This window comes from Paenibacillus sp. FSL H7-0331 (assembly GCF_001956045.1).
Genome location: NZ_MRTH01000016.1, coordinates 54,257 through 78,915, shown reverse-complemented (window position 1 = coordinate 78,915; position 24,659 = coordinate 54,257). Strand labels below are relative to the sequence as shown.

Here is a 24,659-nt window from a genome sequence, read left to right as displayed (position 1 = left end):
TAAACAGTTGTCAATGAGACGTTAGATATTCAAAGAGCATATTGACTTTCTAGAAAAGGCGGGTTACAATCAAACCATTCGGAAACACTGTTACCAAACGGTGCAATGATTCTTATCTTTTTTGGGCATTAGGGATTACTTATACTCTATTGGTAACAATGTTTCTATATTATAACACAGTATTTAAAAGGAGAGTAGCAGTATGAAAATTCAAGGTAAATGGGCGCTCGTCACAGGAGCTTCTTCTGGTATAGGAGAGCAATTCGCGAGACAACTAGCCAAACAAGGCAGCCACCTGATACTCGTGGCTCGATCAACGAACAAGCTTGAGAGCCTGGCAGATGAGCTTAGAAAGAAGTATGGCATCAAAGCTGAGGTTATCTCAATGGATCTTGCGAAAGAGGGCGCACCCAGCGAGTTATATCGGCAATGTGAACTTTTGAAAGTGGATATCGAACTGCTAATCAATAATGCAGGCTTTGCTACACATGGTTTGTTCGAGCAAGTGTCAGGTGAGCGTCAACATGAAGAAGTTATGCTCAATGTCGCTGCTGTTGTAGATATGACGCACTTGTTTTTGCCAGGCATGTTGCGCAAAAGCTCAGGTGCAGTTATTAATGTGGCTTCAACCGCCGGATTTCAACCGCTTCCCTATATGGCAGTATATGGGGCGACGAAAGCTTTCGTCCTGTCGTTTACTCAAGCGTTATGGTGGGAAAATCGCGAACGCGGCGTGAAATTCTTCGCACTTTGTCCTGGTTCGACGGACACCAGCTTCTTTAATGTTGTAGGAACGGAAGAAGCCTCTGTCGGAAAGAAAGATACGCCGGAAAGAGTCGTAGAGGTTGCACTTCGTGCGTTGAAGGAAGGGAAAATATATGTCGTTCCGGGTGTGCAGAATTATATCGGGGCGCAGTTATCGCGATTCATAACACGCAAGCAAGGTCTTCGACTTGTTGGAGGCATGCTTCGTCCACGCGGAGGATCCGGCAATAATAATAATTATAAGAATACAGGTAATCAATCTGATCTTGCAGGGAGGACAATTCAATGAAAGCTATACAACTGACAAAAGGCTTCGGCTTTGAGGAATTAAACTTAACGGAACTCGACAAACCAACGCCTGGCCCCCATGAGGTGTTGATCCGCATGAAGGCAGCTTCTCTCAATTACCGGGATCTAGTGATCCTCAGCGGATTAATGCCGATTGAAATAAAATTCCCCTTCATTCCATTATCAGACGGAGCGGGAGAAATTGTAGCCGTTGGCCAAGGAGTAACAAGGTTCCAGGTCGGACACCGAGTAGCGGGTAATTTGCAACAGCGATTTTTTGCCGGCAACCCAAGACCTGGGGTATTAGAAGACAGTCTGGGAGGTCCGTTGAACGGAGTAGCGGCTGAGTATGTCGTTCTACATGAAGACGGAATCGTCCATATTCCCGATCACCTCACTTGGGAGGAGGCTGCCACCTTGCCGATCGCGGCATTAACCGCATGGAGCATGCTAATCGAATACGGTGGTCTGCAAGCGGGGGATACCGTGCTGCTGCAAGGAACAGGCGGGGTTTCTATCTTCGGGCTTCAATTCGCTCTTATGGCTGGAGCACGAGCGATCATCACATCGAGCAGCAACACCAAGTTAGAACGAGCAAAAGCTCTCGGCGCATGGAAAACGATCAACTATTCGGAAGTTCCCGATTGGGATAAGGAAGCGCTAGAGCTGACTGGAGGCGTCGATCACGTTCTGGATGTTGGAGGAGCGTCTACGATGGTAAAATCCATAAATGCGCTTCGCATTGGAGGGACCTTGAGTATGGTCGGATTCTTATCGGGCTTGACCATTCCGGAATACGATGTCACGAGCATCTTGCAGAAAGCCGCAACGATTCGCGGCAGTCAAGTCGGCAACCGGGATCACTTTGAAAAGATGAATCGAGCGATTGCCCATCATCGTTTACAACCCGTCGTCGACCGTGTATTCCCTCTGGATCGAATTGGAGAAGCATTCGCGCTCTTGGCTGAAGGAAAGCAATATTTCGGTAAAATCGTAGTTCAAATTTAAATCTCACATATAAGACACAGGAGGCACTCTAATGCCAAATACACAAGTTCGCTCCGTTAAATCTACTGAAGACGTGAATCGCCCTAAACGCTCACCGCGTAAAGTGCGCAGAGTGGGGCTATCGCTGCTTGCGGTGCTCCTTATTGGAGTCATTATTTTCTTGCTTATTCCTTCACCGATCGAACCGGCAAAATGGTCCGCGCCGACGGCCCCCTCTTTTGAGGAAGCGGGCCCTTGGAAACAGAACAACAAACTCAGCTCTGCTCAGCTTGTTACTGATGCCCCTAAATCCCCGGAATTCATTACCTTCGATAAGGAAGGCCAGCTATACACAGGAGATTCTGACGGGAAAATTTACAAGGTTGCTTTCGATGCAGAGGGCAATCCACAAAAGGCCCAAGTGTTTGCAGACACCAAAGGAACGCCTAATGGGCTTATATTCGATGCCAATGGCAATTTGATCGTTACTGATGTCAAGAAGGGACTGCTATCTATAAACCCATCCGGGAACATAGAGGTATTGGCCGATCAAGTGGACGGCAAGCCGATCTATTTAGCTAACGAGCTTGATATTGCCAAGGACGGCGCAATTTATTTCTCCGATACCTCGAACTATGGCAGTGTGACCTTCAAAGAAATTGCCGAGAACAAGCCGCATGGACGTTTGCTGAAGTATGATCCAAAGACCAAGCAGACAACTGTCCTGTTAGAAGGGCTCTATTTTGCAAACGGGGTTGCCTTGTCTGCGGATGAAGATTTTGTGCTTGTGGCGGAATCGTATCATTATCAGTTGACCAGATACTGGCTCAAGGGTCCAAAGAAAGGGACATCTGATATTTTTGCGGACAATCTCGCAGGCTTTCCAGACAACATTACGCGTGATGAGCAAGGTCATTTCTGGGTCGGTATCTTCACGACTCGCCTTTCCTTTGTAGATCAGATGCATAGCAACCCTTGGTTGGCCCGTACCATGGCCAAAATACCGCAGTCGCTGCTAAGCGGTGCAAGCGCACCAGCGAAGCATGGGCTTGCTGTAGAGCTCAGCCCGCAGGGAGAGCTTATCGGAAGCTGGCACGATCCAGAAGGCACACTGTACGGCGTAACTACGGCTGTAAAACATAACGGATATTTATATATAGGAACGGCACCTGGAGGTAGCCTGGGCCTTCATCGCGTGCTTTTAACAAAATAATGTTGGAATCCGAGAGGGTGCGAAATGAAACTGGATGATTTAGCGTTATCATGGAATGCGAAGGAGAGTCTGGCCGGCAAAGTAGCCTTGGTGACAGGCGCCAGCAGCGGCATTGGAGCATCGATTGCTAGGAAGCTGGCAAAGCGCGGCGCACAAGTGACCGTAGTGGCACGCCGGCGGGAACGATTGGATGAGCTGGTTCAGGAATTGCATAAAGAGGAATTGTACGAGGTTATGGCGGTAACTGCTGATATTCAAAATGCTGAAGAAGTACAGCATGTGGTCAATGCAATTATTAATCGCTGGGGGCGTCTTGACATTGTAGTCGCCAATGCCGGATTCGGATATCGAAGTACTTTGGTAGATGTGGATCTGGAAAAGTGGGAGGAGATGTACAGGACCAATGTGCACGGTCTTATGCTGACACTGCGGTATGGGCTCCCCCCGATGCTGGGTCAGGGCAAGGGAGATGTCATTATCATCTCCTCGATTGCTGGCAAGGAAGTGATTGCCGGAGGAGGCCCATACAGCGCGACTAAATACGGCGTTAACGCCATAGCGTCTGCATTGCGTTTGGAGACACTTTCTCAGGGGATTCGCGTTACTACGATTCAGCCGGGGGCGGTGGCAACGGAATTTTCTCAGGTGGCCGGGTATTCCGAGGATGAAATTCGCGCGTTTGCTTCGAACGTCTTGCCGTTACATCCCGATGATGTTGCCGAGGCAGCACTCTATGCACTAGAGCAGCCTGAGCATGTCAACATTCCGGAACTGACCATTATGCCTTCAAGGCAAGCGCAGCGGTTCAAATAAAGCGACGTCCATCACATGTACCATTGCCCAACCTATAAGAGCTCAAGCGGGTTATCGCTTGGGCTTTTGTTTTTCTAAAAAAACGGTTTCGACAAAGCCAGACTAGATGCGATATGTCTTCTGAGGACATCTTGCAAGATGAACATAAAAGAATGAAGGAATCCGTCATTAAAAACTTCTTCACAACCAAAGGGGAATTGAAAAGTTTGCAAGTTCAACTTAAAAAGAAGCTTATAGTATTGGAACATCTAGTGTCCCAGTTGGAAAGGGGCTGAAGTATAATGAGAAAGAAATCAATGATTTTATTAAGAATTTCCATGAAGATTTTGCAACGATTCGAAGGGAATTTATTATGCACCAATTCATGTTTAGGGAAAACCAAATATACGAATTAAACCCACAAGAGATGTGGGCAAGTATTTTTATTTGTCATAACGTACCTACATACTACCCTTTGTAGATTACCTCCTCCCTAAGTAAATTATAGAACGTAAGAAGCATACATAACTATTTAACAAATTAAAGAATATATACCGTTGAGTGCTCGCTCGCAAACGCTCCTCCGCTCTGTCTGAACACCTGGGTTCATCCCTTAGTGACTCCATCATGCAAAAAGCCGCCCAACTAATGGACGGCTATGCATGATGGAACCTTGTGGAGATTGGACCCCTGATCTCATCTCTGCCAGAGCTAGTAGTAGGCCTGCTTAAAAGCCAGTCAGGGACTGAAGGATATTCTGCACCAATACCGCGTAACCGGCATCCAATGACAAGCTATCGTTTACCTGGAAGTGGATGAATGAAGGAGACGATTCAGAGGAAACGCTTGTTACGATTGATTTTGTCGAAAAGGACAATAAAACGGAGCTTGTTATTACGCATTCCGCCTTCTCCACGATGAAAATAGCAAAAAAACACAATAATAACTGGACTCATCCTTTAGAAGGCGGCTTGTTCAACTATTTTAATTAAGGCAATTTCATTGGAGGGCACAAGCCCTCCTTTTACTTTTTCAGCTCCTACTTCATCAAACCGGACGTGAGGTTTCCCTCGCTTGTTATTTTCATCACTATTCATTGGTCAGTCAAACTTCCAGCAGCTTAAGCTCAGGTTCCCATATTGGTAGCTACGGTGCATCAGCGAAGCTGTTCGATTAGCATCTCCGGTGCCCATAGCCAGCAGCAATGGAATAAAATGCTCCGGAGTAGGCACCGCTTCCTTGGCGTAAGGAGCCAACTGCTCATACTGAAACAACGAGTCCAAATCCCACGCATTCAGCTTCTCTTCCAGCCACCCGTCAAATTGTGCTGCCCAATCCGTAGTTTGGGATGCTCCCCACTCCAGTCTCCGCAAATTATGAACGGTCCCACCGCTGCCGATGATCAGTATATCTTTTTCCCGAAGTGAAGCTAGTGCTTTGCCGATCCGATATTGCTCTGCGTTCGACAAATGCCGATTTACGGATAATGCGATTACCGGGATATCTGCCGCTGGATACATCAGATGCAGAAGAACCCAGGCTCCATGATCCAACCCGCGCACGCTGTCGAGGCTCGCAGGGATTTGTTCCTGTTGAAACAAAGCTTGAATCTCCTTCGCTAGCTCGGGTTCGCCAGAAGCCGGATATTGGACTTGATACAGCTCAGGTTGAAAACCGGAAAAGTCATAAATCGTTTCGTATGGTGCTGAAGAAGCCGACACCTGCTGTTCTCTACTCTCCCAATGCGCGGAAAAAAGCACGATCGCTCTGGGCCTAGGATAACCTGCAGCAAAATTTTTGAGGAGTGCTGTGTAGTCGTTATGTTCGAGTGCGAGCGATGGGGCGCCATGAGCCATAAAAAAAGAAGGTATCATTGTAAGTCTCCTTTACCGGGTATTTGAGCTGTTGCATCTTGCCTGATCCAGCGTATAAAGTCTTGTTGGTTCTCCAGAGACACACCGTGTGCTGAAGGATACGTTGTATACGTAACATGATGGGACAACTGCCGGAAAAACTCATGATTATTATCGCCCAACTGCTTCGGAAAAATCGGGTCATGCTCGCCATGCGATATGAAAACGGACAAATCGGTTACCGATTGAATCCAGTATTCATCCTTAACGAAGATTGGGATGTATCCATTTAAAGCTACGATCCCCTTTATACGTTCACCCATGGTCAATGCCAAACACATGGAAAGCACAGCACCTTGGCTGAAACCAAGCAAATAGCGGCGGGCAGGATCAATCGCATATTGGGTAGTTGCCATTTCAATAAACTGTTCCAATTGCTGCATCGATTGGTCAAAGTGTTCACGTATGGGGTTACCGATGCTTTTGATATGAAAATACGCAAAACCACTGCCTTGAGGAAGATGTCCCCGAATGCCAATCACAATAAAATCGGTGCTTAATTCACTTAGTAAACCGAGCATATCCTGCTCGTTAGAACCGAGTCCATGAAGAGCAAAAATAACGGGGTATTTCATTTCCGAATTGTACTCGTCAGGCAATTTGACATCGTAGACATAATCGATAGACATAGGACCATTCCTTTACCTGGTTTGTTTTCAAGTCATTGACGATGTCGTTATTGGGTTTTCGTTTTGAACAGAAGCCGATCCAGGCCCATCCCGCGCTCATCCGCAATAGCGAAATAACCCGCCATAACCAGCAGCGCCAGATCCAGCTCATAACCAGCCATTTGAGCGTTCCCCAGCAGCCCCACAGGAAGCTTCACCGTTACGATCGCCCCAACAAGCATAACCATAAAGCCGATTGCGAAGTAACGGGTTGCGAATCCGATGATCAAGGCGATTCCACCAATGAGCTCCAGGTAGGCAACCACATAAGCTGCAAATTCAGGAAGACCGATACTGCCAAACCACCCTGCTGCATTGCCAAGCCCCATCTGGAATTTTGAGATACCGTGTGCCACAAACAGAATACCTAATAAAATTCTCATAATCGTTACCATTGTTATTGTCTTCAAGTGAATAACACTCCTTTATCTTCATAAGCTGATTTGTTTTATTAAGCTCTCGTACATTAAAGTTATCCCATATAAAAAGCTATCTCATAATTTTGAGAATGTTGTTATTGTAGTTTACTGTATATATTTTATTCATATTACAAAACCATTATCTAAAAAGATTGGAATTCCATCTCAAATCCTCCTTATTAGTATTCTTATACGATACTTATATCTGTATCAACAAAATAAATCTATCATTTCATCATTGGATTGTCAATAATAATTTGCTATTATGAATAATATATATGTATTACAAAACCAAAGGGGCATACGACTATGGATATCGGATCTACGATTCGGGCGATACGCAAGCGAAAGAAACTAACCATTCCACAGCTGTGCGAAGGAACCGGACTTTCCAAAGGCTTTATCAGTAATGTAGAAAATAACAAAACGTCCCCTTCCATCGCTACTTTGGAAAGCATAGCCTCCTTTCTAAAGGTTCCCCTTCCTTATTTGCTGCTGCAAAAAGAACAACGGATGCAGGTCGTACGGCAAGCAGAAAGACAGCAAACCACGACCGGCAAAGAAAAATTAAAAGTCGAGCATCTCTCTACACAAGGCAACCTGCGCATGCGGATCGTCGAGTTTCCTCCAGGCGCAACGACCGGGGATCATCCACATGCTCATGAAGGAGAGGAATGTCATTTTGTTTTGAACGGAACCGTCGTAGCCGAACAAGGGGAAGATAGCGCCGTGCTGGAGCAGGGAGATTCCTTTAGCTGGAATGCGAGTGTCCCCCATAAAGTAACCAATACCCGAGACCAGCCTGCGTTAGTGCTGATCGCCGTTTACAGGGAACTGGATTCTTGAACCACAGAAATCGACCTCTATCATCTCGTATGCTAAAATTTAATAGCAGCTTATTCCAAATTCGAGGGAGACGATGACCATGATGCCGACTGAAAAGGATTTAGCTTTTCTTTTTGAAAGAGACGAGTCTCAACTCCGACCATTTCTGAACAATCATAAGAACGTTTTCGAGCGTTATGGGATGACGGAGACAGATTTCAAGGAGCTTATGGCCGAACCGTTAGACCAGCAGGTGATTCATGCTTTTGCACTTGTATTCGCGAAAACGATTGATTGGCGGGAATATGATGACGAAATTGTTCGCTTGCTCGGGGAATCGATTCCGGAGGAGGTTGAAGTCGAAAATACGGATGATGGATTGCAGGTGACCTACGATGGGGAGGTTTATCCCATTAAGCTGAGCTTCTCTCCCCAAGACCGGTATATAACCATTAGAGGCTTCGCAGCCATTATTAAAGACAAATATGAGCCACGTCTTATTACGGAATCGTATATGTCGGATACGCATGAAATCTTGGTGCTTCCGAATGAAGTCTGGCAGCAAATGCAGCAGCAATATCCAGCTCAATTAGAGTCCATGTTTATGATTATCCACGATACATTGGATTTTCCTTAATACAATTACACTATTATTCCCGTTAGATCGCACTTTCTTCAGCCGCGCAGACTTAACTAAAGCTTTTATAATAATAGATCGTTGCGTGTAATTCCCCAGTGGCAGACCTCGCATATTCTGGAATCCGTCCAGCTTGAATATAACCTATGGAAGCATACAGGAGATTGGACGGATCTCCTTCTCTTGTATCGAGAACCAATAGCGACCTGCCTTCCTGCCTGGCTCTTCCTTCGGCCTTGTTCATGAGCAACCGGCCAATACCATGACGTCGATACTCGGGATGGGTCATCAATTTGGCAATTTCCGCTCTATGGTCGCCATTCTGCTTCGTACATAAATGTAACTGGACACTACCCACTACCCGATTGTTTGTTGTAGCGATAAATAAGATCACCTCAGGACTTAATACGTTTTCCCAATAACGAGTCGCCTCAGAAAGCTTCAATGGAGGCAAAAAACCAATCGATGCCCCCTCTTCTACTACCCGGTTCAGCAGCTCCGAAAGCTCACTTTTATGTTCTTCTATCGAAAGTACTTGTTCGATTTTCACTTCATCAGCCAATACAATCACCTCTAATTAGCAGAATATTATCTTCCTTATTTTAACATAATAAGTAGCAATCTATAAGAACCCTCTTCTTCTTGTGCATGCTAAAATAGGAATAGACAGATTCGACAGATATCGGACTGAGCCTAACTGACAGGACAGTGAGCATAAGGAGGCAAGCAATATGAGAAAGGTTATCGTGTTCAATAGTGTCTCTATCGATGGCTATTTTGCGGGTCCAAACGGAGAGGTGGATTGGTTTATCCATGACCCAGCAGTCGATAAAGCCGCTCATGAGATGATGAACCCGGATACGATCCTATTTGGCAAGGCTACTTATCAAATGTTCGAAAATTATTGGCCTCATGTAGCGAGGGACCCTCATGCATCTGAGGGAGCTCGGATCATGGCGAATGAATTAAATCAGATGACCAAAGTGGTTTTTTCAAAAACTTTGAAAGAGGTTACCTGGGAGAATTCGAAGCTGTTCCACGGTAATTTGGCCGAGGAAGTAAGGAAGTTAAAGCAAGAAAAAGGCGCTGATATGACTATATTTGGCAGTGGTACGATTGTGCAGCAGCTTGCCAATGAAGGATTGATTGATGAGCTCTTGATCGTTGCAACGCCGGTTGTTATAGGAACGGGAAAACCGCTATTTAAAGATGTCAAAGAAATGAAGCTCGTATTGTTGGAAACCAAGCATTTTGATTCCGGAATCGTAGTGCTTCACTATAGAATTGCTACAAAGGGTCCTTGAAGAATTAAATCTACAAAAATGAAAGGAGCTTTGCCACTCAAGCCGGGGCAGGTTCCTTTTTTGCGTTGTACGTAATCGTTGTAAATCTGAATTTATTTAATTATTTTTTGAAAAGCATATTGACTTATCGAAAATAAAACATACAATGAATACTTATAGTAATACTATAAACTAACTTGGTTTTATTCGTCGGTAGGTAACATTCGTAAGGCGCCAAAATGTTGTCTCGTTTATGTACAAAGGGGGAATCTGGATTCACTATTAAAGCGTGACGTTCTACTTAATAGAAAGTTCTGTTTTTATTAATTGAATCCTTGGAGGTAGTTCTTGCATGAATCAGAAAACATTAATTATTACTTTAGGTGCGTTGGCGGTTGCTATCAATGTGATCGCAGGCACTGTTATTGGCAGCCTGAAAATTCCGTTCCTTTTTCTCGATACCGTCGGTACGATCTTTATTGCAGCTATCTTTGGCCCCTTCTGGGGAGCGCTTGTAGGTATTCTTACTAACTTGGTGCTGGGTGTTACCAAGTCCTATACATCGATTCCTTTTGCCCTCGTTAATGCATTTGTCGGGCTTATAGTCGGCTTCATCGCCGTCAAACGCGGATTTAATTTCTTTAATTCCATTATCTCGGGTATTATTCTTGGCATCGTCTGCCCGGTTGTAGGAACAGTGATTGCGGTAGGCCTATTTGGCGGATTGACGGGCGGAATTCAGGATATTGCCGTATTATGGCTTAAAAATGCAGGTTCCAGCGTGTTCGCCTCTGCTTTTTTGCCGAGATTATTCGATAACCTGATTGATAAGATTTTATCCGCTGTTCTGATTTATTACGTTATCAAAAGCATTCCCCAATCATTGTTGAAACGCCCGGATTTCAAACTAAGAAACAAAGGTGCTTCTCATGAAGCGAAATAAGAAAATTATCGTAACTTCTCACTGCGTGCTGAATCAAAACGCTGTAGTTGCCGAGTTGGCGCGGAGCAATGGGGTCATGACAAGTGTCATTGAATGGTCCCATGAGCAAGGCTATGGAATTATTCAGCTTCCGTGCCCCGAGTTCACTTTTCTCGGACCTGAGCGTCCACCGATGACAGTCGAGCAGTATGACACCCCTGAATTTCATGCGCATAACCGTAAAATACTCGCTCCAGTCATTGAACAATTACAGGTTTATCAAAATCACGGCTATACAATCGTAGGGGGGCTGGGCATTGCAGGGAGCCCTTCCTGCGATCCGGGTAAAGGCGTATTTATGCAGGACCTGCTCGATATGGCTAACGAAGCAGATGTCCATATTGATTTCTTTTGGCAAATTCCTAACACGGTAGAAGGACACTTTGATCCTACAGATGACAAAAGCATTTTCGGTCCTATCACAGCCGATCGGAAAACATCTGCCACTTCGCGGCAAGCAAATGATCTGAACAACTAGAAAAGGCGGTGTGGAAACGATGATTTCTATTCGCGATGTTTCCTTCTCCTACTATGGGAGTGAAACCGATCGATGGGCTTTGCGGAATATCCATCTGGACATCGCACCCGATGAATTCGTTGCTTTTTTGGGTCCTAATGGTTCAGGAAAATCGTCTTTATCCAAGCTTCTTAACGGCATCGAATGGCCAACGGAAGGTACCATCACCGTGGATGGACGATCTACGATGGACGCTTCGCAGCTTCCTGCGATTCGTAGAGCGGTACAGATTGTATTTCAAAACCCTGAAAACCAACAGGTGGGAATAACCGTTGGGGAGGATATCGCCTTCGGATTATCCAACATAGGATGGCCGCAGCACGATATTCAGAACCGAATTCAATGGACGTTGGAGCTGGTTCAACTAAACGCGGGGGAGGATCGATTGGTCAGCCAATTATCGGGTGGGGAAAAGCAAAAATTGGCGCTGGCTTCCGTGCTTGCGCTGTCCCCGCGGTATCTGATTTTGGATGAGTCTACGTCCATGCTCGATCCTATTGCAAGAAGACAGTTTGTCGATACGCTGCATACAGCGCGTAAGGCACATCCTTTTGCCATCATTTATATCACCCATCACCTGGAGGAGGTTCTGGATGCGGATCGCCTCGTCTTGTTTCAGCAAGGTTGGGTCCGTCAAATTGGCAAGCCTGATGATATTTTGACCGATGAAGATCTTTTGACTTCTTGCGGTTTAGAGCTTCCATTCGAAAGAAGTCTTGCTCTATCGCTCCGCAAAGCGGGCGTCCCTGTATCGGTTTCTTCAAGCATTGAGGAATTGAGGAAATGGTTATGAATATTGAACTGTCGGAGGTCTCATTTACTTACGAGAAGCGCAGCAGGAAAACCAAAGTAACGGACATTTCCTGCATATTACAACAGGTGAACATTGACATTCAAAGCGGCGAAATGCTGGCGGTCGCTGGCAAATCAGGATCAGGCAAATCGACCTTCATGCAATTGATCAAAGGGTTTTTAAAACCGTCCTTTGGAGATGTGCTGTTGGATCAAACCAACCCATTTACCTCAAAGCGCCCCGAGCTCTTTGATCGAATTGGATTTATTTTCCAGTATCCGGAGCATCAGCTCTTTTCGGTAACGGTCGCGGAGGATATTGCCTTTGGTCTGCGTCACAGCGGGCTTACGCCTGAGGAGAAGAAAGCTAAAGTAAAGCGTGCGATGGAAGCGGTCGGACTGGATTATGATGCTTTTGCAGAGCGAAGCCCCTTTGAGCTAAGCGGTGGAGAAAAACGGAGAGTCGCGATTGCCGGTGTCGTGGTTCTTGAGCCGGAGTTGATCATTCTGGATGAGCCTACAGCAGGTTTGGATTATCCTTCCAGAACCTCTTTGTTTGACATGCTGCACCGTCTCAATAAGGAGCTGGGCACAACAATTATATGGGTCAGCCATCAGCTTGAAGAAATGCTTGGGCACGCTTCAAGGCTGTTGATTATCAAGGACGGTACAATTGTTGCGGACGGTTTGCCACAATCGCTGCTTTCAGACCCGACGCTGCTTGCGTCACTGGGCTGGGAGAAACCTCCTGCCTTGGTGCTGCGTGAATTAGTACTGGAAGCCTGCGGTATTGAAATCAATCATCCTTACAACATCAGTGAAGTCACTCCATTACTGATTAGTCTGTTTAAGAAGCAGCAGCGCTCATTGGAGGAGGAACGTCTATGTCTTCCGTAGCCAGCTTTCTCATTTATCAAAAAAAGGATTCCTGGTTGGAGCGCTGGGATCCGAGAATGAAAATAATAGCCGCATTGTTGTTTGGAGTCGGCCTTTTATTATCCAGCAATTTGGAGCTGAAAAGCATTCAAATTGTTCTGCTGATCGTCTTGTGGGCTGTCGCCAAGCTGTCTTGGCGGATGTTGGCTTTCACGATCCTATCACTCCTGTTATTTTTTGCTACTACGATGATTTATCAATCGATGCTGCTCACAGTACCAGGCGAAACGCTGATTCAATGGGGCTATATTGAGTTTTCTTACAACGGGGCAATCAAAGGCATTATGATGTGCGAGCAAATATTCGGAATCGTCATCGTATTGTCTCTCGTAGTGAGAACGACATCGCCTATTATTTTGGCGGAAGGCATGGAACTGCTGCTGAATGTGTTTAAAAGGTGGAAGGTACCCGTTCATGAAGCTGTCATGATGTTTTCCATCGCTTTGAGATTCCTTCCGCTGCTGCTGGAGGAATTTGATAAAATCCAAAAGGCGCAGACAGCGCGCGGAGGCGGTTTTCACCGTAAAGGCGTGTTAGCCCGATTTCGCGGAGTGCTCCCGATGCTGGTACCTCTGTTTGTTCTCGCGATTCTTCGCGCCAAGGATCTGGCAACAGCGATGGAATCCCGTTGCTACCTTGGTGATCAGGGGCGAACGCCGATTCGATTATACCGATTCGAGCTTAGGGATTATCTCGTTTTGATAACTTCCGTTGTGCTGCTCACGCTTACTATTTTGAAATAATCCAATGCCTGTGGTCACAAGAAAGAGGTATACTGCCTGTGCAGTGTACCTCTTTCTTGTCGTAGACAACTTGTTTATCGCATACGTTAACCTTCATCAATCAATGATTTTCGTTTTCTTGGCATTCTCCATCGATTTCTTGATAATACCACTGAGCGGACGCTTCAGAACCAGAGCCACGAACAGGCTGATACCAATGATAACGATCAGGCAAACAATATCCTTGAGCGCCGTTGCCCATAGAACCCCGCCAACCCCTTCTCGCAGCAGACTAATCGCATAAGTGAATGGCATGAATGGATTCAGAGCTTGGAAAAAAGGCGTCGTCATACTGATGGGAAACGTTCCTCCCGAGCTGGAGAATTGGAATACCATGAAGATGATCGCGATGCCTTTCCCTACATTGCCAAAGACGGACAAGAGTGTAAAGGTTATCGTAACAAATACAGTGCTGACCAGCATAGCGAACAGAACGAACCAAATTTTATCTGCCACATAGGCGTGTAGAATAAAGAAATCGCCGAGCGTGATACATAATGCCTGAAACAGCCCAATCGTCAAGAAGGTTGCCAATCGGCCCAAATATAGTTGATAGGGCTTATAGCGCCCTTCCGGATTGCCGGCTTCCGACTTTAATAACGAAATCAACAAAGTCGCGCCCACCCATAAGGATAATACACAATAAAAGGGTGACATCGCCGATCCATAATTCGGTATCGGGTATTTCCGATTCTCTTTGATCTGTACGGGACTGGCCAGGAACTCACTTTCCTTCTTGATGTCCCCACGCAGCAGCTTGGCCAGATCAGCGAAGTGATTGTTAGCTTCGACCTCTCTAAGCTTGTCCGCTGCTTGACTGATTGCACGCTCAAGTTGAGGCAGATCATCACGAACCAAGCCCGCGACTTTATGGATGCCGGACTCCACCTCGGGCAGCTTGTTACGCACAAAATCGGCCAGCTTGACGAGCTCCTCCTCCGTCTGAGGCAGATCGTTATTGATGAAAGCTGCTGCCTTGTCCAGCTTCTCCCCGATTTCAGGGAGCTTATCCTGAACAAACGGTGCGGCGATATTAATCGCCTTCTCAAAAGCTTCTGTCTTGCTCTGCAGCGCTTGCGCCATTTCATGAACCTTCGCGCGGATCTGAGGCAGCTGCTCCTGGATCTTATTCAATTCTGCTTGCCCGAATTCAAGTCCACTCTTCACGTCCTCAAGAATTGCCTTAATATCGGGGAGCTTGCCTTTGGCCGTCTGAAGAATATCGGAGGTCGTAACGTTAACGGTTTTCAGTATTTCGATCCCCTTGGTCAGGTTGGGTACAATCTCACTATCGTACTTGGAGAGAATAATCCCTAACGCAGCACTCGTATTTTGGGATAGCTCGTTCAAGCGTTTAACCGCATCCCTAAGGGGCGTTCTCCCATTCTCCAGATCGGTTGCGATCGCGCCCAAAATTGCGATTTGCAGATTCATATTTTTCTCAATTGTTTGCAGCCGCGCTATATGATCATTCAATGGCTGACCCGGGATATAGCTGTTGATTCGGCTAAGCAGCGATGAGGTGTGTCCCAGCAATCGCACAACTGTGGATAGCCTGTCCTTCAAGGCTGTTACCTCTGCTGCGGTTGGCAGCAAAGCCGGATCGATATTCAACAGCCTGTCTGTTAGCAGCGTGGTGGCATCCGCCGCTTGCTGCGCCAACGTTAAATTTTGCTTAACCAGCGGAGCAATCAGCTTGAACGTCTCCTCGTTGGCTGTAAGAAACTTGTTTAGTTCATTGGCGATTGCGGTGCCTTCATCAGCGATTTCAGCAATTCGTGGCAAAGCATTCTGGGCAGCCGTCACGATCTCGATAGCCTTACCCGCTTTATCTGAGGCAAGAGCAATCGTATTGGCTACCTTGTCAAAATTATCATCCAGCTCCTGAATTCGGGCGACGGCCTGTTTGATCTCAGGTAGTTTATTCTGAATAACTACAATTTCCGAGAGCGCCTCATTGATTTTCGGCCAATTTTGCTGGATTTTCAGAACATATTGAGCGGCTTGATTGATCTCGGGAATTTTTTGCTCCACTTCAAGAATGATTTGCGCCTTGTCATGGATCTCGGGCAGCTTCTGTTCCAGCTCCAGCACCTTTTGTCCTGCAGCCTGAATCTCGGGCAGCTTGCCTTCCAGTTCAAAGATGCCGGTCTCGATCTTACGAATTGTGGGCAGTTGCTCCTCGATCTGAATGCCGATTTCTGTAAGCTTCGTAAGTAAAGCTTCACTGACGGCTTCCGTAAAATTCTCGTTAATCTGCTTGGTAATCGCTGAGACACCTGATGAAGTGATCTTGGGTGCGACTGCATTCACTTTTTCGTTAACGCTATAGATCACTTCAGGCCGCTCCAGATTGCCGTTGACAATCCCTGTGATTTTGGAGGAAAAGTCGGATGGTATCAAGATGCTGGCATAATAGGTGCCACGATCCAGACCTTTCTCCGCCTCTTCCTTGGTGACGAAGGTCCAGCCAAGCTTCTTGTTATTGTGTAAGCTGTCCAGTAGCTCCTTACCGATATTAATGCTCTTCCCCGCAACAGTTGTTCCCAGGTCCTCGCTCGTGACCGCTACTTTGACCCCTTCCGTATTGGCGTACGGATCCCAAACCGATTTAATATTTACCCAATCATATAAGCATGGAAGTAAAATAATGGCTATGATCAGAAAAATCCCGGTAGGCACCTTGAAAATATTTAACCAATCTGTTTTGTATATTTGCCATATGGAACGCATGTATGGACCACCTGTACTGTTGGAATGAAATAACGTGCTAAGGATCTCAACACTTAAGTGACATCTTATCATGAAAGGAAATGATTGAGAAGAAACCTTATCCGTTATAGATTGGCTTTATTTGCCGTAAAATACCCGCTTTAACACGAAATAATACAAATCATCGTTATAAATACGAATCAGCCCCCTATTTTCTGAAAATCCGCTCTGCACATACTTAAAAGAGGCTGCCTCGCCAGTAGCAAGAACTACTGTTGAGACAACCTCTTCTGATACAATGAGCTATTAAGAACGGGCAATAAGCTCAGCGAGCAGTGCCGTACGAAACGGAATTTCATCGATGCGTACATATTCATTCGGCGAGTGTGCATGATCTCCTCTGGATCCTAACCCATCCAGTGTAGGCGTTCCGATCGAAGCCGTGAAATTCCCGTCACTGACCCCACCCGTATGCGTCTCCTCCAATGGATAGGAATAGATTGACCCCGCTATGTCCCTCGCCAGCCTAAACAAAGAATGGCTCTGCTCTGTAGACTCCATAGGCGGACGTTTCATGCCTCCGGTCAGTTCAACCTGCGCTCCGGGCAGAGCAGCGGTGAACCCTTCCAGGCTCTTCTCCAGCCTTACAGCTTCCTCAGTTGATGAGACCCGAACATCGATTTCCGCCTCTGCATAATCAGCCACAACGTTACGACCGATGCCTCCATGAACAACACCGACGTTAACCGTGGTTCCTCGACTAAAATCAGTCAGCGCATGCAGCCGTTGAATCTGAATCGCCATTTCTTCAATCGCGGATACCCCGCTTTGCGGGTCCACGCCTGCATGAGCAGAAATGCCGCGGACCACTAACTGGTATCGGCCACTGCCCTTTCTGGCTGTCTTCAGCGCGCCGCTTGGCTCCATGGGGGGCTCCAGAACAAAAGCGTATTCCGCCTCTCGGGCCTGTTCCTCGATCCATTCCCGTGAGGATGGACTTCCCAATTCTTCATCACTGTTCATAAGCAACACAATTTTTTTATCCACAGGAAATCGTCCTGTATCCTGAAGCGCTTTGATCGCAAAAATAGCTTGCAGCAGCCCCGCCTTCATATCATAAACGCCAGGACCGTATGCGCGTCCACTCTCCACACGGAAAGGACGGCGATCCGCTTCGCCCAAGGGCCAAACGGTATCATAATGTCCCACAAGCAGAATTTGTCTATCACCCGTACCCACCTCACACAGCAAACGGTCGCCATATTCCGGATTAGGTACACGTACAACATTTCCTCCAAGCAAACTTATCACTTGATGAGTAAACCAGTCAGCCATTTTATCGTTCTGAGCCTTGCTCGATGAGGGTGAATCGATATTCACGCATTCTTCGAGCAGTCTCATAAATTCAGTCATATATGTTTCTATTCTATTGATGAGTAGCATAACAAGGAAGCAGCTCCATTAATGCGAATGTGTATTGGAACCGAACATACGATCCAATCCATACACTCGCTCCAAAATTAAAATAAACACAAGACTAAGCAAAATCACGACGGACGAAATAGAAGCTACGAGCGGATCAAGCGTCTCCTGCATGTAACTGAAAATAGCCATCGGCAGCGTTGTCGTCGAAGGGGAAATCAGGAACAGCGAAACCGTAACATTATCAAAGGAAGTCAAAAAGGCAAAGATCATTCCGCTCATGATGGCAGGCTTCAGAATGGGAAGCGTAATATCCCAGAACACATTGCGAGGCTTCGCACCCAGGATGTACGCAGCCCGCTCCAGCGTATAATCAAACGAGCTTAATCCTGTCAGCACGAGCCTGACCACATAAGGAATAGAAATCAATATATGCGCCAATAGCAGGCCGACAAAGGTTCCCGCTAATCCAATTCGTGTAAAAAATACGAGCGCCGCAATCCCGATAATCAATGCCGGCACCGTTAACGGAGATAGCAGCAAACCGTTAATCCACCCTTTACCCGGGAATTTGTACTTATGCAGCGCCAAGGCCGCAAGCGTTCCGATCAAGGTGGACAATATGGCAGACAATGCTGCCAGCTGCAAACTGAAAAGAAAAGCATCAATAAACTCAGGACGATCCAAAATTTTCGAGTACCACATGAACGAAAAACCTACTGGCGGAAACGATAAATATTTAACAGAGGTCCATGATGTCGGAATGATCACGAGTAAAGGTGAAACGACAAAGAGTACAACAACAAAAGTGAAAATAGTAAGCACAGGATTTTTCTTCATCATGAGGCAAACACCTCTTTATATCGTTTCGTCTCCACGATTTTGGTGAATATCGCGACCAAAGCAAATGTGGAAGTCAGCAGTAGGAAGGATATGGCTGCTCCCATCGGCCAATTTAATTGAGCCATTATTTTTTCATATGCGATAACCGGCAGCACTTTCACTGACGTTCCTCCCATCAGGGCTGGCGTGACAAAGGCGCTCATGGACAAGCTGAATACGAGTGTCGCTCCGGCAATAATACCCGGCAAGCTGAGCGGCAGTGTGATGGTGAAAAAGCTATCGGCCCGTTTCGCACCTAAAATACCAGCCGCTTTATAGAGAGAGGCGTCGATTTGATATAAGCTTGTGGCAATCGCCAACACCATATAGACAATATTGGCATCGGTAAGCCCGATCACAACGCCAAGCTCGTTATACATTAATTTCAGCGGTTCGTGGACCATCCCGATCTTGATCAGAATGGTGTTGATCCATCCCTTCTCGCCCAGAATGATCACCCATCCGAAGTTTCGAATCACGACGCTGATCAAATGCGGGGAAATGATCGCAAAAGTGACGATACCACGCCATTTTGGACTCGCCTGAGCCATGAACAAAGCGACTGGATAGCCCAGGACCAGACAAACGATGACTGTCATTAAACTGATCTTGATGGTTCGCCACAAAATTTGCAGGTAATAAGGATCCTTCACAAAGACAAGGTAATTTTCAAATGAAAACTGCTCGTGCTGATCCTGAAAGCTCTGCATCAATATATACAGCATCGGGATCAGAAACACACCCAGTATGATCACCAGACTTGGTACCAACAGCACAAGCGCAGGGCTCAGAAAGGACTTCTTTGACATGGCTTACTCCACCTTTCTGGGGAACACGAACATGTCCTCCGGCTTCCATTCCAGATAAACCGTTTCTCCCTGCTTAATGACGCCGCCCTCTTGTTCTGTCTGCAGTCGAACCGTTACCGTCTGTTTACCGATAGCGACTTCGCACTCCGTATAAGCACCCAGAAAGGAAGTCAGCCTGACTTGGCCTTTCACGCTGTTCATATGCGCAGAAGCAGACTGTTCGTGGACAAGCTGTATTCTTTCTGGACGGACATACATGGATACTTGTTCCCCAGTCCGCAGATCGATCCCCTTCGGCGTAGCCCTCAAAGCGATACCATCCTCTGTCCGTATTTCTAATTGTGATGGAAGCATTTCCTCCAGGATGCCAGACATGCGGTTCGACTTACCGATAAACGTATGCACAAACTCGGATGCTGGACGATTATAGATTTCCCAAGGGTTACCTACCTGCTCCATGCTCCCGTTTGACAATACGACAATCCGGTTCGATAGATATAAAGCTTCTTCCTGGTCATGGGTAACAAAAATCGTCGTCACGCCAATCTCGTGCTGCAGCCGTTTGAGCTCATCACGCAGCTCTTCCCTCAGCTTCGCATCCAGATTGCTTAAGGGTTCATCCAGTAATAACAAAGACGGCTCCGTGACCAATGCCCTGGCAATGGCGATCCGCTGCCGCTGGCCGCCTGAAAGCTGCTTCGGATAACGATCCGCCACATTCGGAAGCTTAACGACCTCAAGAATCTTTTTTACCCGTTCCTGCATTTCGCTTTTGGGCGTTTTCCGCAGCTTCAGCCCATAGGCTACGTTTTCAAAAATCGTCATATGCGGAAACAGTGAGTACGTTTGGAAGACCATTCCGAGCTCACGTCGATTGGACGGCAGTCCATTCATACGCTTGCCTTTAATGAATAAATCACCTTGATCAGGCTCAAGAAAACCGGCAATCATATTCAAGGTAGTCGTTTTCCCGCAGCCCGATGGGCCGAGAAAGGAGACGCACTCTCCCTGCTCGATTTGCAAATTAAAGTTTTCTACCACCACGTTGGAGCCGAAGGATTTTCGAATGTTTTTCAGTTCAACATCAATGTTTTTACTCATGAGATCCACCTATTTTCCGACTTTTGGCGCGATTTCTTTGTTAAACCGGTCAATCCAGGCCGATGTACCGTTTCCTACGGTTTCCAGGTCAAACTTCACGATCTTACTGCGGTCAAAAGCAAGTTTTTTCGCAATATCCGCTGGCAGCTTCACGTCCACGGCAGGATTATAGTAAAGTTTGGCGCCGTACATTTGCTGCACTTCATCAGATAGCAGGAACTCGATGAATGCTTTACCCGCGTTTTCGTTTTTGGCTCCTTTAATCATCGTAGCTACATTCGGCACCAGGTTCGCGCCTTCCTTAGGAATGACGAATTCCAGGTTCACGCCAGCATCTTTTTGCACCAAGCTTCTTGCCATTGTCCAGGACGTGTAAGCGGCTGTCTTGTTTTGTACATTTTGTTGAAGCTGTGCGGAGGTTTTGGCAAATGTCGGCATATAGCCTGCAATCGTCTCTAATTTTTTGAAGCCAGGGTCCATGTTTTTCTCGGAACCGCCGTTAGCGTATGCAAGCATAATTAAAGCGGAGCGTCCAAAATTACTTGAAATCTCTGCAAGGGTCAAATTGCCTTTCATTTCAGGCTTGGCTAGATCATTCCATGATTCTGGAACAGGCAGCCCTTTGGACTTCACCAGCTCGGCATTATAGGAAATACCCATTGGCGTAAAGTTGACAGCGATTCCACTGTCTTCGGCAACCTTCAAATCGGGAAGCACTTTCTTCATGCTTGGAATATCCTTGTCAGTTAGGGACGCCCATAGCCCTTCTTTACGTCCGGCTTCTTGCTCTCCGCCTTCAACGATAGCTACATCAATCTGTGGAGATCCCTTTTGGGCCTTTACCTTAGCTACAATTTCAGTGGAAACGCCTGATACATAGCTCAATTTAACGTCTGGATATTTTTCATTAAATTTTTTGAAAATTTCATCCTTCATCAAGGTTTCGACTGTAGCTCCGTTACCGGCTACTACCAACTGCTTCTCCATTGTCTTCGGCGCTTCAGTCACAGGTGCTTTGGAAGCCTCAGGGTTCGCTGGGGTTGCCGACGTACCACATGCAGACAAAATAACACCGCAAAGCGTTAGTACAGATAAAATAGACCCTGCCTTTTTATACATAATATCATATCCTCCTTGTAATCGTTCTCTTATAGAGAACATCGTTTTCTATTCATGAATATGTTATGATTTTAACATGTCGATACTCGCTTCTGCAACAATAAATTAACAATTTGAGGGCACCAATGTCACATAACCTAACGCGAAGGACAATTTTGTTAATCTGTGCTACACTATCTTTGATTATTCATGCTAGATTCATAACGAAGGAGTTTCCTATGGAGCATTTGTCGTCTGTCAAAAATAGCTGCAGATTGTTGAAGTTTTTCCTTCAGTCTCCCTCCAAAGAGCTAGGGGTCAGTGATTTGAGCCGTAAGCTTTCCTTGTCCAAAGGTGCAGTCCACAAGATGCTCGCTACACTTGAAAGTGAAGGCTTTATTAGACAAAATCCTGCCACCAAGCAGTATTGTCTGGGATATACGCTGCTGGAGTTGGGTAATCAGGTTCTCAAGGATCATAACTTATCGGAGTTTGTTAAACCTTATCTACAAAATTTGGCGGCAATGTCCCACGAATTAATTACCCTCTGCGTGAAAGATGACAGGGATGCCATTTATGTAGAAAAAATTGACTCCCAGTATCCCATACGATTTAACGTGGATATGTACCGCCGCTTTCCTCTTTATGCCACTTCAGCAGCCAGAGTTATATTTGCCCATTGTGACTCGGCATTAATCGATGAATTACTGGATGAAGAGATCCATACATTTACACCCTATTCGTTTATAGATCCGGAAGCCATAAAGACACGTCTGCGGGAAATTAAGCAGCAAGGCTATGAAATGAGCTCGAATATGCGAAACGTCGGGGTAACTGGCATTGCTGCCCCCCTATTCAATGCCAATGGGGAAGTGACTGCCTCGATTAGCATTATCGGTCCAAGTGATCGAATGCTGCCGCTTAAGGACAAATTAATCGAACAGATCGTAGGTGTAACGCGGGAGATTTCCTCCAAATTGGGCTATCACGCTAATTAGTGTTTAATTATTTGTGATTGTATTACAGTCCGAATGGCGTTACCTTAAGCCACAAAAAGCCTAGAGCTATGAGCTCTAGGCTTTCCTAATATCCTTATACGTTGCTTGCTAACTCGTATTTCAATCGGTCCTTCTGTCGTAAATGGTGACGGTAGTGCATCTCGACGAGCCTAAACCATTCCTTGGCATTTAACATACCAAAACGTGGATGAGCGACGGTGTGCTGCAAGGATTCTTGATCAAGCATCGGTCCAATTTCGTTCATTCGACGCAAGACCGCTTGCAGCCCTTGGACAAGCTGCTCCTTACTATCGGGCTGTCCGGGTGTGTATTGCGGTGAAGCAGGAACCTGAATACGGATTGGCGGCAAGCTTCCTTGGTTAAATATCGATTCTCCTGTTTCTGTTTTTCCTTCTGTAGAAATAACCGCAGCTTCGTTTCCCGTCATGCAATCATCCGCATTGCGAAGCTGCATATACAGAGCAGAATTAATAAGATGCACATACATTTGTCCCAGCGACCATTCGCTCTCACTCGGTTGTCTTCTTAGCTGCTCCATAGTAAATTCATTTAATTCCTGAATATAATGATCGGTGATTTCTTCAAAATGCTGTAAGGTTTCGGTTGTATGCATAGCTTGAACAGCTCCTTCTTCTTGATCTGCTCTTACTATACAACAAGGCTACTGACACCATAATGTCAGTAGCGTTTCAGCATTTTCTCAGCTTCTTCACGGACCCGATCTCGCAGCGATTCTGGCTCAAGCACCACGACATCTGCCCCCCAGCCCAGCACCCAATGCAGCAGATCCTCAGGCTGACGAACGTGAAAGGTCACCAATAAGCCTTCCTCATGATCCTCCATTTGTGTCATAAAAAAGCCGCCTGCCCCCTTAACTTTATCCGCAATATCCGAGTTTACTTGAACACGTACAAGAACATGCCGGTCATCTGCAGGCTTGTGGTCCTGCAAATTAAAGTCAGTTGGAAACGTGAACGAGTCTTCCAATAGGGTCAAATCACTCATTCGAGATAAGCGAAAATGGCGAAGCTCCTGACGTAAATCACAATACGCTACTAATATCCATGAACCCTGTGCAAACACAAGTCCATATGGGGCAACATCACGAACACTATGACGATTCCCATCGGCTCCAGGAGTATTCTTCGAGTAATGAAATCTAACCTTGCGCTTGTCCAGTATGGCTCGGCGCAAAGCTTCCAAGCATTCTTTTTCTCGTCCACTATTATGTGTTTCACGCGTAGTAAGCAATCTGATCGTCGTTCGCACCCGGTTTGTCTCCTGGCTTACACTTTCCGGTAAGATCGCTTCGATTTTTTCTCGAGCGCTTTGTGCTTTTGCACCGTAATCTGAATCAAATTTATGCTCGACAAAGTCCGAGCCAATCATTAGCGCCACGGCTTCTCCCGCGGTAAAGCTCACCGGAGGTAAAAAATATCCTTCCATCAAGGAATATCCTAATCCCGGAGCACCGATTATCGGAACACCAGCCTCACTTAGAGCTTGAACATCTCGATATATGGTCCTTGTACTAGTTTCAAACTTGGCCGCCAGATCCTCTGCTCGTATAACTCCCCTACGCTGCAGCTCAAGTAATATAGCTAACAAACGATCCGTCTTGTTCATATCTGGTGTATCCCCTCCGACATAGTTCAACCTGCTTCCTCATTTGTAGAGCTTACCATAAAAATCGATACTCAGAAAAATTAACCTTATTCCTGAGAAAGACCTCTGAGTTTGCTCGAAGCACTGAGCCACGTTTTCTTCAATGGGTCAATTCGGTTACACTTCTGTGACTAACGGGGCGCTGCTTCAAT

25 protein-coding genes and 2 pseudogenes are annotated in these 24,659 nt (G+C 46.2%); 15 read left to right on the top strand and 12 right to left on the bottom strand.

Annotated features, from left to right (window positions below; translation table 11 throughout):
- Nucleotides 1–202: 202 nt before the first annotated feature.
- The 6 genes and pseudogenes from BK127_RS22815 to BK127_RS22790 all read left to right on the top strand — a co-directional run.
- Entirely contained in the window at nucleotides 203–1,054 is an 852-nt protein-coding gene (locus BK127_RS22815; RefSeq protein ID WP_076233826.1) for an SDR family NAD(P)-dependent oxidoreductase, read from the top strand.
- A complete protein-coding gene (locus BK127_RS22810) occupies nucleotides 1,051–2,061 on the top strand; it encodes a zinc-dependent alcohol dehydrogenase family protein (RefSeq protein WP_076233825.1) in 1,011 nt (336 codons plus the stop codon). Before BK127_RS22815 ends, BK127_RS22810 begins: the two co-directional genes overlap by 4 nt.
- A 31-nt stretch (nucleotides 2,062–2,092) precedes the next feature.
- Complete coding sequence (locus tag BK127_RS22805) at nucleotides 2,093–3,253, top strand: SMP-30/gluconolactonase/LRE family protein (RefSeq protein WP_083689501.1); 1,161 nt, start codon at nucleotides 2,093–2,095, stop codon at nucleotides 3,251–3,253.
- A gap of 24 nt (nucleotides 3,254–3,277) precedes the next feature.
- Nucleotides 3,278–4,066: an SDR family oxidoreductase gene (locus BK127_RS22800; RefSeq protein WP_076233824.1), complete on the top strand. Its 789-nt coding sequence runs from the start codon at nucleotides 3,278–3,280 to the stop codon at nucleotides 4,064–4,066.
- A 155-nt stretch (nucleotides 4,067–4,221) separates the two neighbouring features.
- A pseudogene (locus BK127_RS22795) lies at nucleotides 4,222–4,526 on the top strand (DUF2087 domain-containing protein); the annotation flags it as partial.
- 316 nt (nucleotides 4,527–4,842) lie between these two features.
- A pseudogene (locus BK127_RS22790) lies at nucleotides 4,843–5,037 on the top strand (SRPBCC family protein); the annotation flags it as partial.
- A gap of 108 nt (nucleotides 5,038–5,145) precedes the next feature.
- On the opposite strand, the gene BK127_RS22785 reads toward BK127_RS22790, so the two are convergent.
- From BK127_RS22785 to BK127_RS22775, 3 genes are read right to left on the bottom strand one after another with little or no spacing between them, the layout of a single operon-like run.
- Nucleotides 5,146–5,919: a DODA-type extradiol aromatic ring-opening family dioxygenase gene (locus BK127_RS22785; protein WP_076233823.1), complete on the bottom strand. Its 774-nt coding sequence runs from the start codon at nucleotides 5,917–5,919 to the stop codon at nucleotides 5,146–5,148.
- Nucleotides 5,916–6,587, bottom strand: a complete 672-nt coding sequence (locus BK127_RS22780) for an alpha/beta hydrolase (protein ID WP_076233822.1) — start codon at nucleotides 6,585–6,587, stop codon at nucleotides 5,916–5,918. The genes BK127_RS22785 and BK127_RS22780 overlap by 4 nt, the downstream gene beginning before the upstream one ends.
- Before the next feature lie 47 nt (nucleotides 6,588–6,634).
- Nucleotides 6,635–7,021: a DoxX family protein gene (locus BK127_RS22775; RefSeq protein ID WP_076233932.1), complete on the bottom strand. Its 387-nt coding sequence runs from the start codon at nucleotides 7,019–7,021 to the stop codon at nucleotides 6,635–6,637.
- A 333-nt stretch (nucleotides 7,022–7,354) separates the two neighbouring features.
- Here BK127_RS22775 and BK127_RS22770 point away from each other — a divergent pair, with 333 nt between their 5' ends.
- Both BK127_RS22770 and BK127_RS22765 read left to right on the top strand, forming a co-directional pair.
- Complete coding sequence (locus BK127_RS22770) at nucleotides 7,355–7,891, top strand: helix-turn-helix domain-containing protein (protein WP_076233821.1); 537 nt, start codon at nucleotides 7,355–7,357, stop codon at nucleotides 7,889–7,891.
- A gap of 79 nt (nucleotides 7,892–7,970) precedes the next feature.
- Nucleotides 7,971–8,507 carry a hypothetical protein gene (locus BK127_RS22765; RefSeq protein ID WP_076233820.1) on the top strand — a complete coding sequence of 179 codons (537 nt, stop codon included), beginning with the start codon at nucleotides 7,971–7,973 and terminating at the stop codon, nucleotides 8,505–8,507.
- A gap of 52 nt (nucleotides 8,508–8,559) precedes the next feature.
- On the opposite strand, the gene BK127_RS22760 is transcribed toward BK127_RS22765, so the two are convergent.
- Nucleotides 8,560–9,078, bottom strand: a complete 519-nt coding sequence (locus BK127_RS22760; protein ID WP_083689499.1) for a GNAT family N-acetyltransferase — start codon at nucleotides 9,076–9,078, stop codon at nucleotides 8,560–8,562.
- 160 nt (nucleotides 9,079–9,238) lie between these two features.
- Here BK127_RS22760 and BK127_RS22755 point away from each other — a divergent pair, with 160 nt between their 5' ends.
- The 6 genes from BK127_RS22755 to BK127_RS22730 all read left to right on the top strand — a co-directional run bounded on the left by BK127_RS22755 (nucleotide 9,239) and on the right by BK127_RS22730 (nucleotide 13,760).
- Nucleotides 9,239–9,811 carry a dihydrofolate reductase family protein gene (locus BK127_RS22755; RefSeq protein WP_076233818.1) on the top strand — a complete coding sequence of 191 codons (573 nt, stop codon included), beginning with the start codon at nucleotides 9,239–9,241 and terminating at the stop codon, nucleotides 9,809–9,811.
- Between the two features lie 331 nt (nucleotides 9,812–10,142).
- Nucleotides 10,143–10,733 carry a CD3073 family putative ECF transporter S component gene (locus BK127_RS22750; protein WP_076233817.1) on the top strand — a complete coding sequence of 197 codons (591 nt, stop codon included), beginning with the start codon at nucleotides 10,143–10,145 and terminating at the stop codon, nucleotides 10,731–10,733.
- On the top strand, nucleotides 10,720–11,250 hold the full coding sequence (locus BK127_RS22745) for a CD3072 family TudS-related putative desulfidase (protein WP_076233816.1): 531 nt from the start codon (nucleotides 10,720–10,722) through the stop codon (nucleotides 11,248–11,250). Before BK127_RS22750 ends, BK127_RS22745 begins: the two co-directional genes overlap by 14 nt.
- 19 nt (nucleotides 11,251–11,269) lie before the next feature.
- Nucleotides 11,270–12,082, top strand: a complete 813-nt coding sequence (locus BK127_RS22740; protein ID WP_076233815.1) for an ATP-binding cassette domain-containing protein — start codon at nucleotides 11,270–11,272, stop codon at nucleotides 12,080–12,082.
- On the top strand, nucleotides 12,079–12,978 hold the full coding sequence (locus BK127_RS22735) for an ATP-binding cassette domain-containing protein (RefSeq protein ID WP_076233931.1): 900 nt from the start codon (nucleotides 12,079–12,081) through the stop codon (nucleotides 12,976–12,978). The genes BK127_RS22740 and BK127_RS22735 overlap by 4 nt, the downstream gene beginning before the upstream one ends.
- Nucleotides 12,966–13,760, top strand: a complete 795-nt coding sequence (locus tag BK127_RS22730) for an energy-coupling factor transporter transmembrane component T family protein (protein WP_076233814.1) — start codon at nucleotides 12,966–12,968, stop codon at nucleotides 13,758–13,760. Before BK127_RS22735 ends, BK127_RS22730 begins: the two co-directional genes overlap by 13 nt.
- Nucleotides 13,761–13,856: 96 nt before the next feature.
- Here BK127_RS22730 and BK127_RS22725 read toward each other — a convergent pair whose 3' ends face one another.
- From BK127_RS22725 to BK127_RS22700, 6 genes are all read right to left on the bottom strand, one after another.
- A complete protein-coding gene (locus BK127_RS22725; protein WP_076233813.1) occupies nucleotides 13,857–16,532 on the bottom strand; it encodes a YhgE/Pip domain-containing protein in 2,676 nt (891 codons plus the stop codon).
- Nucleotides 16,533–16,817: 285 nt separating this feature from the next.
- Nucleotides 16,818–17,954, bottom strand: a complete 1,137-nt coding sequence (locus tag BK127_RS22720; protein WP_076233812.1) for a M20 family metallopeptidase — start codon at nucleotides 17,952–17,954, stop codon at nucleotides 16,818–16,820.
- An 18-nt stretch (nucleotides 17,955–17,972) separates the two neighbouring features.
- Nucleotides 17,973–18,773, bottom strand: a complete 801-nt coding sequence (locus tag BK127_RS22715) for an ABC transporter permease (protein WP_076233930.1) — start codon at nucleotides 18,771–18,773, stop codon at nucleotides 17,973–17,975.
- Entirely contained in the window at nucleotides 18,773–19,624 is an 852-nt protein-coding gene (locus BK127_RS22710) for an ABC transporter permease (protein ID WP_076233811.1), read from the bottom strand. The genes BK127_RS22715 and BK127_RS22710 overlap by 1 nt, the downstream gene beginning before the upstream one ends.
- Before the next feature lie 3 nt (nucleotides 19,625–19,627).
- Nucleotides 19,628–20,725, bottom strand: coding sequence for an ABC transporter ATP-binding protein (locus BK127_RS22705; RefSeq protein ID WP_076233810.1), 1,098 nt, complete (start codon nucleotides 20,723–20,725; stop codon nucleotides 19,628–19,630).
- A gap of 9 nt (nucleotides 20,726–20,734) precedes the next feature.
- A complete protein-coding gene (locus BK127_RS22700; protein WP_076233809.1) occupies nucleotides 20,735–21,844 on the bottom strand; it encodes an ABC transporter substrate-binding protein in 1,110 nt (369 codons plus the stop codon).
- A gap of 218 nt (nucleotides 21,845–22,062) precedes the next feature.
- Between BK127_RS22700 and BK127_RS22695 the strand changes: the two genes are divergently transcribed.
- The gene (locus tag BK127_RS22695) at nucleotides 22,063–22,821 is read left to right on the top strand and encodes an IclR family transcriptional regulator (protein ID WP_076233808.1); all 759 of its coding nucleotides are present in this window, start codon (nucleotides 22,063–22,065) and stop codon (nucleotides 22,819–22,821) included.
- Nucleotides 22,822–22,915: 94 nt separating this feature from the next.
- Here BK127_RS22695 and BK127_RS22690 read toward each other — a convergent pair whose 3' ends face one another.
- Together BK127_RS22690 and BK127_RS22685 are read right to left on the bottom strand one after the other, a co-directional pair.
- Nucleotides 22,916–23,455, bottom strand: coding sequence for a DinB family protein (locus BK127_RS22690; RefSeq protein WP_076233807.1), 540 nt, complete (start codon nucleotides 23,453–23,455; stop codon nucleotides 22,916–22,918).
- A 65-nt stretch (nucleotides 23,456–23,520) separates the two neighbouring features.
- Nucleotides 23,521–24,468, bottom strand: coding sequence for a helix-turn-helix transcriptional regulator (locus BK127_RS22685; protein ID WP_076233929.1), 948 nt, complete (start codon nucleotides 24,466–24,468; stop codon nucleotides 23,521–23,523).
- Nucleotides 24,469–24,659 lie beyond the last annotated feature (191 nt).